This is a genomic window from Corynebacterium glaucum (assembly GCF_030408855.1).
GTDB classification, from domain to species: Bacteria; Actinomycetota; Actinomycetes; order Mycobacteriales; family Mycobacteriaceae; genus Corynebacterium; species Corynebacterium glaucum.
In genome coordinates, this window is record NZ_CP047358.1 from 1,870,114 (window position 1) to 1,884,960 (window position 14,847).

The window sequence follows — 14,847 nt, forward strand, 5'->3', positions numbered from 1 at the left end:
GCGTTGGGCGGGCCGTCGATAAGCGAGAGTGCCCCCGAGCTGGCACCTTGATGTGAGTTCTGTCATAATCTCCTGCGATGTGAACTGGCCCACCGTAAGGAGCGAACCGTGAACTCCGTGATCCTTGTTTTGATTGGCCTAGCGATGATGGCGCTGGGCTTTCTTCTGTACTCCAAGTTCCTGGGGTCGAAGGTGTACCAACTGTCGGAGTCGTACAAGACGCCGGCGCACACCATGGAAGACGGTGTGGACTTCGTTCCCACGAACAAGTACGTGCTGTGGGGCCACCACTTCACCTCTGTGGCGGGCGCGGCGCCGATCGTCGGCCCGGCGGTGGCTGTGATCTGGGGCTGGTTCCCGGCGTTTTTGTGGGTGACCCTGGGCACGGTGTTCTTCGCGGGTATGCATGACTTGGGTGCCCTGTGGGCCTCGCAGCGCCACAAGGGGCAGTCGATTGGCACCCTGTCCGGCCGCTACATCGGCGCGCGCGGGCGCAACCTGTTCCTGGTGGTCATCTTCCTGCTGCTGCTGATGGTCAACGCGGCGTTCGCGGTCGTGATTTCCAACCTGCTCATTTCCACCCCGACCTCGGTAATCCCGACCTGGGGCGCGATCCTTGTGGCCATCCTGGTGGGCCAGGCAATCTACCGCCTGAACTGGAACTTGCCGCTGGTGTCGATCGTGGGTGTGGTGGCACTGTACAGCCTCATCGTGCTAGGCGACCAGTACCCGATCGCGCTGCCCGAAGAGATGTTGGGCATCCCGGCGCGCGGCTGGTGGATCATCATCCTGTTCGCTTACGCTTTCGTGGCGTCGCTGCTGCCGGTGTGGGTCCTGCTGCAGCCGCGCGACTACATTAACGGCCTGCAGCTGTTCATCGGTCTTGCGCTGCTCTACGGCTCTTTCTTCATCGTCCACCCGGACGTCGTTGCACCGGCGATGCGCGACAACGTGCCAGACGGCACCCCGGGTATCTTCCCCCTGCTGTTCGTGACAATCGCGTGTGGCGCAGTCTCCGGTTTCCACGGCATCGTGGCTTCCGGCACCTCTTCGAAGCAGCTGGATAAGGAAACCGACGCACGCTTCGTGGGTTACTTCGGTGCTGTCGGCGAGGGCCTGCTTGCGCTGGGCACGATCGTGGCCACCACCGCGGGCTTCAAGACGGTCGCGGACTGGGAAGAGATCTACAAGGAGTGGAACGCCGGCGGCGTCGGCGCATTCGTGCAGGGCGGCGGCAACTTGATGAACGAGGGCTTGGGCTTGCCGACGTCCCTTTCGGCCACCGTCCTGGCCACCATGGCCGTGCTATTCGCGGCGACGACCATGGACTCCGGTGTGCGCCTGCAGCGCCTGGTGGTCGGTGAGGTCGCTGAGCTCATGGGCGTGAAGCTCTCCGCGCTCGCGACCACCACAATCGCGGTTGCCTTCGGCCTTGGCCTGACGTTCTCCACCGGCGTCGACGGCTCCGGCGGCATGCTGATCTGGCCGCTGTTCGGCACCACTAACCAGCTCATGGCGGGTCTGACAATGGCGATCCTGGTAGTCATTCTGACCCAGCTGCGCCGCCCGACTTGGCCGGTGCTCCTCCCGCTGCTGTTTGTCACCGTGATGGCGATGTGGGCAGCGCTGATTCAGCTGGGCACGCTGTGGTCGAGCAAGAACTGGCTGCTGCTGGTCATCGACATCGCCATCATCATCTGCGCAATCTGGGTCATCGTTGAGGCGATCACCGCCATCCAGCGCGCCCGCCAGGCGCCGCAGGTGGTGTGGTCCGACAACGAGACGTGGCCGGGCGAGCACGAGGCTGAGCTGGCTGGTGCGGGCGCTGCGGGCCCCGGGGCTGGCACTGCTGGTGGCACCGGCACCGGGTCGACCCGCGTGGACCCGGGCGCGTAACCGTGCGCGACTTCCTCAAGTCCTTCCGCGCGGGGCTCAACGAGTACTACCAAGCCCCATACCGCGCGGCGTTCAAGCGGGCATCGCGCGAGGAAGACGACTTATTCCACCTGCTCGTCGCTTCAGAGATGCTGGGCATCCCGAACCCGGTGAGCTTCTACACGCTTGAGCTCATGCCGCTGCTTTACGAGGATTTCCACGCCTGGCACACCCGCATGGGCTTGGAGCGCTCACCGTTGGACGGGATCTCATGCTGCTAGCCATCGCACCCGTGATGTTCTTCGGCGGCAAAGGCGGAGTGGGCAAAACCACGGTGTCCGCGGCCACCGCAGTGCGGCTGACTCACGACGGCGCGCGCGTCCTGCTTGTCTCCACAGACCCCGCACACAACCTGGGCCACATTTGGTCGGCAAAGCTGTCGGACACACCCACCCAGCTCGAGCCTGGCCTCGATGTCATGGAGCTCGACCCGGCGGCGACCACGGACCGTCACCTGCGCCAAGTCGGCCAGACCATGCGCGCGATGATGCCGGAGCGGATGCACCGCGAGGTGGACAAGCACCTCGAGCTGTCCCGCAACTCTCCCGGCATGCACGAGGCGGCCATGCTCGAGCGCATCGCAGAGGTCGTCGACGCCGGCGTCGGCGCAGAGTCGAGCGCCACCTACGACCACATCATCTTCGACACCGCCCCCTCCGGCCACACTTCCCGCCTGCTCGCGATGCCCGAACTCATGTCCGCCTACACCGACGGGCTGCTCGAGCGCCGCGCCGCCTCCGACAAGTTCTCCCGCGCCGCGCGCGGCCTGGGCGGTGGTAGCAGGGGCGGAGGCGCCAACATCGTCGACGGCCGCGAAGACCCCGTTGAGCGCCGCAACCAGCAGATCCGCTCGGTCCTCTACAAGCGCCGCCGCAAGTTCGAAGTGCTCCGCAGCGTGCTCACCGACCCCGCCGCCTGCGCGTTCCACATCGTGCTCACCGCCGAGCGCCTGCCAGTCATGGAATCCGCGGAACTCTACCGCGACATCACCGGCAGCGGCATCCGCGTCGGCAGCCTCGTGATCAACCGCCGCAGCCCCGACGACGGCGGCGAGTTCACCGCCGCGCGCCGCAAGGTCGAGCAAGAAGCACTGTCGCTTCTCGACGCCCTGCTACCCGCAGTCCCCACCCGCGAACTGCCGTGGCTCCCGGGCGAGATCGGCACGCGCGCAGCCCTCGGCGAGATCGCAGCCCTGCTCTAGCCGCCGGCTGCCGCTACCCCATGAAGCTCGTCAGCGCCGCGGCCTTCTTCGCCTGGCGCTCAAGCCGCGACTCAGTCATCGACGCAATCTGGTCCACAATCACGCGCTCGCGTTCGCGCGACGTGTTCGCGGTCAGCCACCACTGCTGATAAATCGTGTCCAGCGATCCGGGCGCACCGGCGGACAGGTAGTCGTACACGCGAAAAATCCGCTCGCGCTGGCGGTCCTGCCGCGCCGTGTGCGCCGGCAAATCCATGACATACAGCACAGCGATCGTCTTCAGCAGCCGTACCTCGGCCTCAATGTCCGCAGGAATCACCAGATCGCCGTGCATCCGCCCAAGCCGCTGCCCCGCATGCGCACGCAGCGTCGCGCCGGTCACGGCACCGATATATCGCCCCACCAGCTCGGAAGTCAGGGCCTTCAGCTCGACCCAGCCATTCAGGGAGTAGTTAAAGTCGGCAGCTTTGCTTATCGACGGCAACGTTTGCAGCCGATACGACGCATCGATGAGCGCCTCCGGCGTGCCTCCAAAAGCGGCGGCCCCCTTTTCCGCCAGTGCCGCAAGCTCAACGAAATCCCACAGCACACGCAGTGTGATGCGCCCGGAAATAATGCCGTCCTCAACATCGTGCACGGAGTAGGCGATGTCGTCGGCGAAGTCCATCACCTGCGCCTCGATCGGCGGACGGGCGTCGGTGTGGCCTTCGCGGATCCAGGCGAGCAGCTCCGCATCCTCGTCGTAGGCCGAGTACTTCTTGTTGCTGGTGCCGTCCGCGTTGGTGTGGGTGCGCGGGTATTTGCAGGCAGCGTCGAGTGCGGCGCGGGTGAGGTTGAGGCCGTAGGAGGTGTCGTCGTCAAGCACTTTTGGCTCGAGACGAGTAAGGATGCGCAAGGTTTGCGCATTGCCTTCGAACCCACAATCCGCGACTTGGTCGAGGGCGCGCTCGCCGTTGTGGCCGTACGGCGGGTGGCCGATGTCGTGGGAGAGGCCGGCGAGCTCGCAGAGGTCCGCGTCAAGGCCAAGTCCCTCGCCGATGCTGCGCGAGATCTGCGCGACCTCGAGCGAGTGGGTGAGACGGGTGCGCGGGGTGTCGCCGTCGTGGGGGCCGACGACCTGGGTTTTGTCCGCGAGACGACGGAGCGCGGCGGAGTGCAGTACGCGGGCGCGATCGCGGCTGAACGCGCCGCGGGTGTCCGACTCGGGCGCGATCTGGGATTGCTTTGGGCCCTCGGCGATGCGGCGCTCGATGTCGGCGGCGGAATAGCTGTACACAATCTTCCAGGGTAAAGGGTGGCGCAGTTGTGGCGCGGATACGACTACCCTATCGGGTATGAATCATCGTTACCTCCGCCTCCTTGTGGCCGCGCCCATGCTTACCGGTGCCGCCGCGCTGACCGCAGCCCCCGTGGCCATGGCGATTGCCCCCGCGACTGTGCAGGACGCCGTGCAGCAAAGCGCGCAAGAAGACGTGCAAATTGTGGCCCAGGTTGGCACCGCTTCGGGTCCTCGGCTGCTTACCCAGCCGGTGACCGACGAAGCAGGGGTGCTCTCCGATGGTGACATCTCCAAGATTGAAAATGCGATCCAGGAGCTCAGCGCTGAGAAGAAGAAGTCGCTGCGCGTGATTTACTTGGACAGCTTCGGCGGCATGAAGCCATCGGACTGGGTGGGCAAGGCTGTCGAGGCCAATGGCACAAACACGGCGGTGTTGGCGATCTCGCCTAACGAGCGCGCGTTTGCGGTCTCCGGCGACAGCACTGAGTGGACCACCGCGGAGATTGACGCGATGGAGGACGCCGCGTACGCGCGCCTGACTGAGCAGGACTGGGCCGGTGCGGCGATAGACGCGGCGGAAGCTGCGGTGACTGCAGGCAAGGGTTCAGGTTCTGGTGGTGGTGCTGGCGCTGGTAGCGGTTCCGGCGGATCCGGTTCGGGCGACGGCGGCAGCGGTACCGGCTGGGTCGCCGGCGGCCTCGGCGTGGCGGCGCTGGCTGGCGGCGGTCTCTACGCGGCATCGCGACGCAACGACACGAAGACCCGCTCCAAGCAGCTCGAATCCGCTCGTGCGCTCGACCCGTCGGACACCGATTCGCTGGGCCGCCTGCCGACGCCGACGCTCGAGGAGCGCGCCCGCGAGGCGCTCGTCTCCGCCGACGAGTCCGTCAACCAGGGCCGCGAGGAACTGCGCCTGGCTACCGCCGAGTTCGGCGCGGACCGCGTCCGCCCGTTCACCTCCGCAATGAACTCTGCGACGACGACGCTGCAGCGCGCGTTCTCCACGCACCAGAAGCTTTACGACGCGATCCCCGAGACCGAGCCGGAGAAGCGCGCGATGCTTGTGGACATCATCTCCTCCGCCGGCCAGGCCGAGCAGTCCCTGCGCGACAAGACGCAGGAGTTCAACGAGATGCGCGGCGTGCTCATGCGCGCGCCGGAAGAGGTGGACAAGGTTCGCGCCCGCACCATCGACATCTGTGCGCGCCTCGAACCTGCGCAGCGCACGCTCGATGAGCTGAAGCAGCGTCACCCGCAGGAGATGATCCAGAGCATCACCGAAAACGTCGACATCGCCACCGAGTCGCTCGAGGAGGCAGAAAAACACCTCAACGAAGCCAGCAAGCTTGCCGACGCCGGGGCCGGCCGCCAAGGCGCCCTCATCGACATCCTGGCCAACGCGGAACGCGCCGTGGACATCGCCGACAAGAACCTCGCCGGCATCGAGCACGCCGAAGACAACATCCGCACCGCGCAGAACAACCTGCCGGCACTGCGCCGCGAGATCGAGGACGAGCTCCGCGAGATCGAGCAGATCAAGGGCGCAACCCAGCAGGGCGCGCGTATCGACGTCCGCGCCCTCGACGAGGTGGCCGCCGCTGCCCGCGAGGTGCTGGCGACCGCGGATTCGCGCGTGGACTCCGAGCCGCTTGCGCTTTACACCGAGCTCGCCGACGTGGATGCGCGCGTGGATCAAGAGCTCGAGCGCGCCCGCGGCGCGGCCGGTGACCAGAATCGTCTGCTCCAACTCTTCGACCAGCAGATGCAGGTGGCCACCGCGCAGATCCAGGGCGCAGAGGACCTCATCCGCTCCCGCGGCCGCATCATCGGCTCCCACGCGCGCACCCTGCTCGCGGAGGCGAAGAAGCAGCACGCGCAGGCGCACCAGCTGCGCACCCGCGATACCCGCAACGCCATCGAGTGGGCGCGCGCCGCAACCGACACCGCACGCCGCGCCGCGAAGGCCGCGAACGACGACATCGACCGCTACCGCGCAGCCCAGAACCGCCAGACCGCGAACAGCATGGCGCAGGCTGTGCTGTGGGGTGCGATCCTCGGCGGCGGTGGCGGCGGAGGCTACCGCGGCGGCTCCATGGGCGGCGGCGGATTCTCCGGCGGCGGCGGTGGCGGGCCGATCTCTCGCGGCGGCACCTTCTAATTAGCTTTGGGTTAGTAGAGCGTGCGTCGCGTGGGCGCATCCACATACGTCAGCGCCCACGAGATGAACGCCAGGTCCAGAAACGGCACCTGGGCACCACCAGTCGGCCGCAGCTCAAGATCGCCATTTAGCTTGCCGACGGCCACCGCAACCGGCTCGCCAGCCTCATTGGCAATCTCGCGACGCCGCTCGATGACGCCGCCCGCGCGTCGCGCGGTGTAGCGGCGGCCCCTCTCCCCCGTTGCACCTTCAGCGCTGCAGATGGCCTCGTAGCGCGCGACGGTGATGCTGCGCTTGACCAGGCGGTAGGTGTGGCCCTCCGCGTCGACGGCACGTAGGTCAGTCGGGTCGGTGGAGGTGAACCGAAGCGTCTCTGACCCCGCGACCAAGGTGTTCGACGTTGCGTCGAAATGGGCGTTGACCGGGCCGTCGATAAGCGAAGTGCTCTGCCAGATCACATCAGGAACCAAACTGCGAGCGCAACTGCGGACATGAGCGTGAGTGTAGCGATGAGGACGTTCGCCGACTGGACTTGGCGGGCCTCGGTGAGCGAGCGCGAGAGCCAGGCCAAGCCCGCGATGTCGGTCAACGGCAGGTGGGTTTCGCCTTCGAACTCGAGGATGGCTTTGCGCACGCCAGACTGGTCGCGGGTGAACTGGGCGACTTTGTTGCCGTCGGCGTCGTCGATGATCCAGTTGCGCGAGCTCTCGCCGACCATGAGGTACTGACGGCCCTCGACATCGACGCGGACGCGGTCGCCGCGGCGCAGCGGATCGTGCGCACGGACAATTTCGTCGCCACCGCGGGTGGCGATCGCGCCGGACTCGGGGCTGACCACGAGGTCCCAGATCTCACCGTTCACACTTGCCCGGTCGGGTTGGAACACGCCGAGCACCTCAGGGCCTGCCTCGGCGAGCAGCTTCAGGTTGTCCTTGTCGGCGCGGTCCCAGCTCACGTAGTGCATGCGCGAGTACTCCTGCCCCTAGCAGCCGATGAGGCGGGCGGCGAGGTAGCTCTCGAGCTCCGCCAGCGGCACGCGCTCCTGCTCCATGGTGTCGCGCTCGCGCACGGTGACCGCCTGGTCTTCGAGGGTGTCAAAGTCGTAGGTCACGCAGAACGGGGTGCCGATCTCGTCTTGGCGGCGGTAACGGCGGCCGATTGCACCGGAGGTGTCGTAGTCGATGTTCCAGTGCTGGCGCAGGGTGCGCGCGAGCTCCTCGGCCGGGCCGGAAAGCTCCGGCTTCTTCGACAGCGGCAGGACCGCGACCTTGATAGGCGAGAGGCGGCGGTCCAGGCGCAACACGACGCGGGTGTCGGTGCCACCCTTGGTGTTCGGGGCCTCTTCCTCGTGGTAAGCATCGATGAGGAAGGCCATCATCGCGCGGCCGAGACCCGCAGCGGGCTCGATGCAGTACGGGATCCAGCGCTCGTTGGTCTCCTGGTCGAAAAAGCTCAGGTCCTCGCCCGATGCCTCGGCGTGCGTCTTCAGGTCGTAATCCGTGCGATTGGCCACGCCCTCAAGCTCGCCCCACTTCGAACCGGTGAAACCGAAGGCGTACTCGATGTCCACGGTGCGCTTGGAGTAGTGGCTGAGCTTCTCCTGCGGGTGTTCGTAGAGGCGCAGGTTCTCCGGGTCAATGCCCAGATCGACGTACCACTGGTGGCGGTTATCAATCCAGTACTGGTGCCAGGTCTCGTCCTCGCCGGGTTTGACGAAGAACTCCATCTCCATCTGCTCAAACTCGCGGGTGCGGAAGATGAAGTTGCCCGGGGTGATCTCGTTGCGGAAGGACTTACCGATGTTGGCGATGCCGAACGGCGGCTTGATGCGCGCCGACGTCATCACGTTCTTGAAGTTCACGAAGATGCCCTGGGCGGTCTCCGGACGCATGTAGTGCAGGCCTTCTTCATCATCCACCGGGCCAAGGTAGGTCTTCATCAGGCCGGAGAACGCACGCGGTTCGGTCCAGTTGCCTGGTTGGCCGGTCTCCGGATCCGGGATGTCGGCGAGGCCGTTAGCCGGCGGGTGGCCGTGCTTCTCCTCGTACGCCTCTAGCAGGTGGTCGGCGCGGTAGCGCTTGTGGGTGTGCAAGGACTCCACCAGTGGGTCGGTGAACACCTCGACGTGACCGGAAGCCACCCACACCTGGCGCGGCAGGATGATCGAAGTGTCAACGCCCACGGTGTCCTCGCGCAGCTGCACCATGTGGCGCCACCACTGGCGCTTGAGATTCTCCTTCAGCTCCACGCCAAGCGGGCCGTAGTCCCATGCAGAGCGGGTACCGCCGTAGATCTCACCTGCAGGGTACACCAGCCCTCGACGTTTGCAGAGGTTGACTACTGTATCGATCTTGCTCGCCGGCACGTTGAAATCTCCTGGATGAATGCAGGGACGGAAAGTTATCGTGCCTAGTGTAGCGAACACGTGCGACAAGCTGTGTGCCCAGTGCGCCAAGGCAGCGCCCGCCAAACATAGAGATTTAGACATTTAAGACTCATTGTGTACCCTCAGTGCAGTAACATTTTCAGCAGTTTGGCAATATTGACCTATCAACGTTTCATTTACCGCTGACGAACTCCCGGGTATCCAGGAGAGAAGGGAGACGGGCCTTCCGCCATGCGCGATCCTGGTTCTTTGGCACCCCGAGAGCTCGAGCTCGTTGCGGAGCTTCTCGGGGCACTTGACTCCCAACTTCGCCTCCGCATCCTGCTTCTGCTCCATACCGGCGACCACGTCGTGCACGAGTTGGTGACCAAGCTGGGCAAATCCCAGCCACTCATCTCGCAGCACCTACGCGTGCTCAAGTGCGTCGGACTCGTGGAATCACGCCGCGCCGGCCGTGAGGTCATCTACTCCCTGGTGCAGCCAGCGATTATCGACATCATCGTCGAACTATCCACCGTCGCCGGCACCGGCGAACTCGACCACCGCCGCAGCACGAAGGAGTCCTCACGGCGTAAGCCCGCCGCCGCAATGCCCGGCGGGGGCATTGTGGCAGTCAACGAGCCGCCTCCCGGAATCCGGCCCGACAAAGACCCTGGCCTCACCCCGTCCACCGCGCGCCCGAAGAAGGACTAACCTAGGCGCACATGTCCCCGCAGCGCCGCAGCCAGTCCAGCACCCAGCCGATTCCCAAGCTCGGCCCCCGCATGACCAAGCAGCGGACAGCGGTCGTGGAAACCCTGCGGGAAATCGACAAGTTCGCCTCAGCAAAAACCATCCATGAAGCACTCGAAGCTCGCGGAGAGCAAGCAGGCTTAACGACGGTCTACCGCACCCTGCAGTCCCTCTCCGAGATCGGCGCTGTCGATGTGCTCCAGACCCCGGAGGGTGAAACCCTCTACCGCGACTGTCTCACCGACCACCACCATCACCACCTGGTGTGCACCACTTGCGGACGCAGCGAAGAAGTTGAAGGCGGGCCTGTGGAGAAGTGGGCCGAGCTAATCTCGGAACGCTTCGGCTACGAACTCGTCGGCCACGACGCCGAGATTTACGGCACCTGCGTCACGTGCCAGGAAGCGCGCGCCTAGCTCGACTCGGGCGCGAACTTATCCACCGCACCGCCGAAGCGTCGGTCGCGCTTCGCGTACTCCAACACAGCGTCGTACATGTGCTGCGGGGTGAAGTCCGGAAACAGCGTGTCCTGGTACACCATCTCCGCGTACGCCGACTGCCACAGCAGAAAGTTCGACGTGCGCCGCTCCCCCGAAGGCCGCAAGAAGAGGTCCACATCCGGCATATCCGGGCGGTAGAGGAACTCCGACAGCGACTTCTCCGTGATGTCCTCGGGGCGGATGAGCCCGGCGTTGGCGTCTTTGACCATGGCGCGGGTGGCGTCGACAAGCTCTGCCCTGCCACCGTAATTGATGCACATAGCGAGCGTGACCCCGGTGTTGTCTTGGGTGAGCTCTTCTGCCTCCTCGAGTTCGCGCACGACGCTGCGCCACAGGCGTGGGCGGCGGCCCGCCCACACGACGCGCACGTTCTTCTCGTGCAGTTCGTCGCGGTGGCGGCGCAGCACGTCGCGGCTAAAGCCCATGAGGAAGCGGACCTCGGAGTGTGAGCGGCGCCAGTTCTCCGTGGAGAACGCGTAGGCGGAGAGCCATTCCACGTGGCCGAGCGCGATGCAGGCATCGACGCATTCCATCAGCACCGCCTCGCCGCGCTGGTGCCCGGCGGTGCGCGGCAGCCCGCGCTCTTGCGCCCAGCGACCGTTGCCGTCCATCACCAGCGCGATGTGACGAGGGATGAACTGCGGGTCAATTGCGGGCGGCTGCGGGAAATTCACCCCTCTATTATGCCTGCTCCATGATGCGCAGAGACTTCAGACCTGCCTCCAGGTTGTACCGCAGATGCGCCGTAGTCAGCCGGTGCATCTGTTCCACGAACTCCGCGTCGGCGGCGCGCCCGTGCTGAATCAGCCACATCGTGTGCAGCACCTCCGGGTTCACATCCGCCGACCCCGGCGGGCGGCAGTTGTTGCACACCGCGCCGCCGACAGCCGCGTTGAACGCCTTGTGCGGCCCCGGCGCTTCGCAGTTCGCGCAGTTGAACAGGCTTAAGCCCCAGCCGGCATGCTCGGTCGCGCGCAGAATGAAACTGTCCAGCACCATTGTTGGGTGCTCCGCGCGCTGCAGCCGCTCAAGCGCCTCCTCCACCAGCGCGAACAGTACCGGGTCGCCCTGATCGAAGCTGAGACGCTCCGCCGTCTCCATTACCGCGCACGCGGCGGTGTAGCGGTCGAAATCGTCGGTGATCTTGTGCCCGTAATAGGTCACCGTGTCGGCACCGGTGATCGTCGACAAGCCATTGCTTTTCGACGGATACACCTGCACGTCCACATCAACAAACGGCTGTAGGCGCGACCCGAATCGGGATTTGGACTTGCGGACCCCCTTCGCCACCCCGCGGACGAGGCCGTGGTCGCGGGTGAGCAGGACAATCACGCGATCGGCTTCGGCGAAGTCGTAGGTGCGCACAACGAAGGCGCGGTCGCGCCACGACGGCCTGGAGCCGCCTGCTCGGAATCCGCGGGAGCTGGAGCTAGAAGCCAAGGCGGCCAAGTGCCTTCGGGTCGGACTGCCAGTTCTTCAGCACCTTGATGCGCAGGTCAAGGTAAACGTTGCGGCCGATGAGGTCGACGATCTGGCGACGCGCGCGGTGCGTGATGCCGCTGAGACGCCGCCCGTCCGGGCCTTCGAGGATCTTCTTCTGTCCCGGGCGCTCGAGGTAGATCACGGCGTAGATCATCATGCGCTTCGGGTCGTTGGTGTCCGCCTCGTCGACGTGCATCTCATCGATCTGCACCGCGACAGAGTGCGGCAGCTCTTCACGCAAGCCTTGCAGCGCTTCCTCACGGATCAGCTCAGCGATGCGCGTTTCCATGTCCTCGTCCGTGACGTGGTCTTCCGGGTAAAAGCGCGGGCCTTCCGGCAGCTTGTCCACCAAAACGTCGAGCAGCACGTCGAGTTGCACACCGGAGGTCGCGGAGATCGGAACGACCTCGGATTCTTCGCCGAGCAGTTCGTGGAGCTCGATGAGGCGCTCGCCGACAACATCCTTCGACGCCTTGTCCAGTTTGGTCACAATGCCGACGATCGGCGCATTCGGCTTCACCGCCCGAATCTGCTCGTAAATGTAGCGGTCGCCGGGACCGATCTTCTCGTCGGCCGGAACGGTGAACCCGATGACGTCGACCTCGGCGTAGGTGTCTTTGACCGCGTCGTTGAGGCGCTCGCCGAGCAGCGTGCGCGGGCGGTGGATGCCCGGTGTGTCCACCACGATGATCTGCGCGTCCTCGCGGTTGATGATGCCGCGAATCGGGTGACGAGTCGTCTCCGGCTGATCCGCCATAATCGCGATCTTCTCGCCCACCAGCGCATTCGTCAGCGTCGACTTGCCAGTGTTCGGCCTGCCCACAAACCCGACGAAGCCGGAGCGGAACCCCTCGGGCGTGTCCGTGAATCCCCCGTACCCCGCGCTCTCACCTGTAGCGGCCTCCGCGTTTGCACCTGCGGCAGCATCGCCGCCGGTTCCCGCAGCGGCATCCACGTTCGCATTTGCGTCCGCGGGCAAGTCGGCCTCATCGAAGTCAGGGAAGAAGGCGCCGTCGTTGGTGGGGTTCATGTCGGTGATTCTACCGGCCGAGCGCCGCTGCCCTTGGTGCCCATGCCCAGCTCCAACCACTCACCCCGACGACCCAGCCCGTCCCAGGCCGGGCCAAAACCCATCCCAAACCCGGACAATGGCGACAAACCCGGATAGTTAGCAACCTTTATGTAGCTAAGTTTGTACGTAAGACCATGAAGTTATCCGGGTTTGCTGGAATTGTCCGGGTTTGGAGTTGAGTGGGAGGGGCCGGGCGGAGGGCTTGGCTGGTTGGTTGTTGGCTAGACCGGGGTTGGGGTGAAGCGAGAGCGCGGGTCGACGATAAGGTCCTGGCACTCGACGAGCGGGAGTTCAGCGAGGTCGCGCTCGCGCACCACGGAGACGATGTCGAACATCGCGCCAGCCAGGTGTGAGAGCCGGTCTGCGCTGGGTTGATCCTGCATGGCGGCAAAGAGCGCGGTCGCCAGGTCACCCGCACCGACAACGTTCCCGCCCAGGCGCGGCGTTTCCACCAACAGGGCCGCATCAGGCGTGATGTCGAGCATGCCCAGGGTCTCATCGGTGTACGCACCGATGGAGGTGACCAGTGCACGGTCGCAGAGATTCCGCGCCGCAGAAACGGTGTCGCCCACCGTGAGCAAATCGGTTCCGGTCAGAAGGGCGAGTTCCCAATGGTTGGGCGTAATGGCGTCGGCAAGCGGAATGAGTTGCTCCCTGAACACGTCCGGGATTTCCTCGCCCACGAACGACCCGACGGTGGCGTTGCCGATCACCGGATCGCACACGTACAGCGCGTCCGGATTGGCGGCCTTGATGCGCTGGACGGTGTCGAACACCACCTCGGCGAGTTCGGGCGAGCCGAGGTAGCCGGTGAGAAACACGTCGACCTCGCTGAATGCGAAGGACATCCCGTCGAGCACCGCGGCAACGTCAGAGGGCGCGATCACCGGGCCGCGCCACGACGGGTACTCCGTGTGGTTGGAGAAGTTCACTGTGTAGACCGGCCAGACCTCGTGACCGAGGCGCTGCATCGGAAACACCGCGGCCGAGTTGCCGACGTGGCCGAATGTGACAGCGGACTGCAGCGAAATGATGTTCACACATTGATCCTATGGGATCCCTTCAAGGATTCGACCACAGGTCAAGATCGCGCCAGCCGGCCGGGACACCCATGGACGCAATCGTAATCGAGTCGCTTTCCAGAAAGGTCGAAAGCAATGCGCCAAGGCGCGGCACCCAACCTGTTCCGGTCTCTACAGACCGCAGAAGGTAGGCAACTATAGCGAGTGCGTTATACGTGCCGAATTTAGCTTTCGGAGAGTCAGACTCCACCAGGTGATCCAGAGATGAAATCTGTCCCGCCTTCGGGCGTTTCGGAGCGTGTTGAAGCTTACGGTTGAACAAACGCGAATGATGAGCCGCTACGTTCCGGACGTAGTTCAACGAGCTAAGCTAGCTTGCCATGAGTTTCTTGTTGGGGACACCAAACTGAATCGCAACAGTTTCGGCATCTGCTTGGGGCATGCCTTGGTACAGTCTGGATAGTTGTCCCAACTCGAGGATCTCGGTGAGAGCCCAAATTGGCATTCGATCGTCGTATTTGTCTCGAAAGTGTGCGACAAACCTCTCATCGGACCCATCCCGGCGTTCTTTGACCCTGGTGAGCCACTGGACGTGTTTACTAGCAGCCGGTTGACGGCTGTCGGTTCTTGACTCAGTGAAGGATCGATCGAAATAATCCGGGTTTTCGTGTGTAAACGGCCCGTGCCGGCCAATTTCATGACCGATCCGCATCCTTGCTGCGATTTCGATCCGCTCCACCCCATCTAGAACCGCCAAGCGCAGGCTCCGATCAAAGTCCACTAACTCGATCGCATCGTTTAGCCTTGTGCCCTCTCGATATTTGGGGAGAACCGTTATTTGGCGCCGGCCGTCGAAATCAACGCGGGCTTCGGTTTCTAAGAATGGGTACAGGTACCCGGTGAGTCTGTAGTAACCGATCGAGTTCAGGAGGCGAGCAGCCTGCGATTCGTCATCAATCGTGAGTCCCCGCGAACGCAATCTCTCGATCTGTTGCTCGACCGACAGCCAATCTTTTTGATACTCCACTCTTCCTAACCCCTGGAAGAAAATCAGCCCGCGCACTGGGCAACGGGCTGATC

General features: G+C 64.5%; 15 protein-coding genes. 6 read left to right on the forward strand and 9 right to left on the reverse strand.

The features are described from left to right. Positions 1 to 108 precede the first annotated feature (108 nt). From CGLAUT_RS09060 to CGLAUT_RS09070, 3 genes are read left to right on the forward strand one after another with little or no spacing between them, the layout of a single operon-like run. Complete coding sequence (locus CGLAUT_RS09060; protein ID WP_290184722.1) at positions 109 to 1,896, forward strand: carbon starvation CstA family protein; 1,788 nt, start codon at positions 109 to 111, stop codon at positions 1,894 to 1,896. 2 nt (positions 1,897 to 1,898) lie between these two features. Further along, a complete protein-coding gene (locus CGLAUT_RS09065) occupies positions 1,899 to 2,156 on the forward strand; it encodes a cory-CC-star protein (RefSeq protein WP_095660448.1) in 258 nt (85 codons plus the stop codon). Then, positions 2,147 to 3,136, forward strand: a complete 990-nt coding sequence (locus CGLAUT_RS09070) for an ArsA family ATPase (protein WP_095660449.1) — start codon at positions 2,147 to 2,149, stop codon at positions 3,134 to 3,136. The genes CGLAUT_RS09065 and CGLAUT_RS09070 overlap by 10 nt, the downstream gene beginning before the upstream one ends. 13 nt (positions 3,137 to 3,149) lie before the next feature. On the opposite strand, the gene CGLAUT_RS09075 is transcribed toward CGLAUT_RS09070, so the two are convergent. Then, a complete protein-coding gene (locus CGLAUT_RS09075) occupies positions 3,150 to 4,412 on the reverse strand; it encodes a deoxyguanosinetriphosphate triphosphohydrolase (RefSeq protein WP_095660450.1) in 1,263 nt (420 codons plus the stop codon). A 58-nt stretch (positions 4,413 to 4,470) separates the two neighbouring features. Between CGLAUT_RS09075 and CGLAUT_RS09080 the strand changes: the two genes are divergently transcribed. After that, the gene (locus CGLAUT_RS09080; protein ID WP_290184724.1) at positions 4,471 to 6,573 is read left to right on the forward strand and encodes a TPM domain-containing protein; all 2,103 of its coding nucleotides are present in this window, start codon (positions 4,471 to 4,473) and stop codon (positions 6,571 to 6,573) included. Positions 6,574 to 6,584: 11 nt separating this feature from the next. Here CGLAUT_RS09080 and CGLAUT_RS09085 read toward each other — a convergent pair whose 3' ends face one another. The 3 genes from CGLAUT_RS09085 to CGLAUT_RS09095 are packed head-to-tail and all read right to left on the reverse strand — an operon-like array spanning position 6,585 to position 8,938. Next, the gene (locus CGLAUT_RS09085; protein ID WP_095660452.1) at positions 6,585 to 7,031 is read right to left on the reverse strand and encodes a hypothetical protein; all 447 of its coding nucleotides are present in this window, start codon (positions 7,029 to 7,031) and stop codon (positions 6,585 to 6,587) included. After that, the gene (locus tag CGLAUT_RS09090; RefSeq protein WP_290184726.1) at positions 7,028 to 7,537 is read right to left on the reverse strand and encodes a hypothetical protein; all 510 of its coding nucleotides are present in this window, start codon (positions 7,535 to 7,537) and stop codon (positions 7,028 to 7,030) included. Before CGLAUT_RS09090 ends, CGLAUT_RS09085 begins: the two co-directional genes overlap by 4 nt. Positions 7,538 to 7,555: 18 nt before the next feature. Further along, positions 7,556 to 8,938 (reverse strand): glycine--tRNA ligase, encoded by a 1,383-nt coding sequence (locus tag CGLAUT_RS09095; protein WP_290184728.1) that lies wholly within the window; start codon positions 8,936 to 8,938, stop codon positions 7,556 to 7,558. 252 nt (positions 8,939 to 9,190) lie between these two features. On the opposite strand from CGLAUT_RS09095, the gene CGLAUT_RS09100 reads away from it, so the two are divergent. Together CGLAUT_RS09100 and CGLAUT_RS09105 are read left to right on the forward strand one after the other, a co-directional pair. Then, positions 9,191 to 9,652, forward strand: a complete 462-nt coding sequence (locus tag CGLAUT_RS09100; RefSeq protein WP_290184729.1) for an ArsR/SmtB family transcription factor — start codon at positions 9,191 to 9,193, stop codon at positions 9,650 to 9,652. 11 nt (positions 9,653 to 9,663) lie between these two features. After that, positions 9,664 to 10,107: a Fur family transcriptional regulator gene (locus CGLAUT_RS09105; protein WP_290184731.1), complete on the forward strand. Its 444-nt coding sequence runs from the start codon at positions 9,664 to 9,666 to the stop codon at positions 10,105 to 10,107. On the opposite strand, the gene CGLAUT_RS09110 is transcribed toward CGLAUT_RS09105, so the two are convergent. From CGLAUT_RS09110 to CGLAUT_RS09130, 5 genes are all read right to left on the reverse strand, one after another. Next, complete coding sequence (locus tag CGLAUT_RS09110) at positions 10,104 to 10,865, reverse strand: isoprenyl transferase (RefSeq protein WP_095660457.1); 762 nt, start codon at positions 10,863 to 10,865, stop codon at positions 10,104 to 10,106. The two genes, CGLAUT_RS09105 and CGLAUT_RS09110, sit on opposite strands and share 4 nt — an antisense overlap. 7 nt (positions 10,866 to 10,872) lie before the next feature. Further along, positions 10,873 to 11,631: a DNA repair protein RecO gene (gene recO / locus CGLAUT_RS09115; RefSeq protein ID WP_290184733.1), complete on the reverse strand. Its 759-nt coding sequence runs from the start codon at positions 11,629 to 11,631 to the stop codon at positions 10,873 to 10,875. Then, entirely contained in the window at positions 11,621 to 12,703 is a 1,083-nt protein-coding gene (gene era / locus CGLAUT_RS09120; RefSeq protein WP_095660458.1) for a GTPase Era, read from the reverse strand. Before era ends, recO begins: the two co-directional genes overlap by 11 nt. Before the next feature lie 263 nt (positions 12,704 to 12,966). Then, positions 12,967 to 13,785 (reverse strand): pyridoxal kinase, encoded by an 819-nt coding sequence (gene pdxY, locus CGLAUT_RS09125; RefSeq protein WP_290184736.1) that lies wholly within the window; start codon positions 13,783 to 13,785, stop codon positions 12,967 to 12,969. A gap of 352 nt (positions 13,786 to 14,137) precedes the next feature. Continuing rightward, positions 14,138 to 14,794, reverse strand: a complete 657-nt coding sequence (locus CGLAUT_RS09130; protein WP_290184738.1) for an Abi family protein — start codon at positions 14,792 to 14,794, stop codon at positions 14,138 to 14,140. Positions 14,795 to 14,847: the final 53 nt, after the last annotated feature.